The following is a 1146-nucleotide window of genomic DNA, read 5'->3' on the forward strand; positions in this document are numbered from 1 at the left end:
AATAGAGAAGTGCTGAAAAATAGAGAAAGCATATGGTATAATGAAAATGTTATTTGTAATTGGGGGAGGTGAATAAATGGGACAAGTTCTACGAAAAGTAGAAGAATACAAAGATGAAAGCCAAATATATATAAATGCTATTCATGGAAAAAGTAAAGGTTGGATAACTAAAGCTGAAATAAATGAAGGAGTATTTAAACAGTGGCATTACAAGTTAAATCAATTACTAGACATAGATTTTACACAAGAAAATATATACATATCATTAAATACATTTTATAAAACATATAGACGTATAGAAAATTTAAAAGAAATTAATTGTATTCATATGGATCTTGATACATACAAAACTAAATATACAAAAACACAAATACTTATGAATTTAGATGAAAATTACTTTGGAAAGACAATTCCAATACCAAATTTAATAATTGATAGTGGAAGAGGACTATATTTAATATGGTTAATAGATCCAGTTCCATACATGGCACTACCGCTATGGAAAGCAATAGAAGAATACATATATAAAGAATTAAAAGAGTTTGGAGCAGATAGAATGGCATTAGACCCGACAAGGGTACTAAGAGTTCCAGGAAGTATAAATTCTAAAAGTAATACAATGGTTAAGATATTAGAAATAAATGAATATATTCATAAATTAAGAGAAATTCAAGAAGAATACTTACCTGAAATACCAAAAAAAGAAAAAGGTAAAGCAACAGCTCAAAAGAAAAGAGGAAGACCTAAAAAAGTAGTTTATGTATTTAATGAAAGATCGTTATATTTAGCAAGAATAACAGATTTAGTGAAGTTATGTGAGTTAAGGAGCTACGATATAGAAGGCGAAAGAGAAATGATATTATTTTTATATAGATATTATTTAAATTATTTCTTTGAAGATGAACAAAAGGCTTTAAATGACACTTTAGAATTAAATATGATGTTTGTAAAGCCGTTGTCGATAAAAGAGGCTACAAGGGCAACAGAGAGCGCAGAAAAGGTATATAAAAGCAAGAATAAAGATTATAAATATAAAAATGAAACATTAATAGAACTTTTACAAATAACAGAAGAAGAACAAAAGTATATGACAACTATAATGTCTAAAGATGAAGTTAAGAGAAGGAACAACGAATATAACAAAAG

General features: G+C 27.1%; 1 protein-coding gene. It reads left to right on the forward strand.

Annotated elements, in window-relative coordinates; all coding sequences use genetic code 11:
• Positions 1-76: 76 nt before the first annotated feature.
• A partial coding sequence (locus I1959_RS15315; protein ID WP_195238926.1) for a DNA-binding response regulator occupies positions 77-1146 on the forward strand: 1070 nt, incomplete at its 3' end.

Origin of the sequence: Romboutsia sp. 1001285H_161024_C4 (genome assembly GCF_015550185.1) — a bacterium.
Lineage (GTDB): Bacteria > Bacillota > Clostridia > Peptostreptococcales > Peptostreptococcaceae > Romboutsia_C > Romboutsia_C hominis.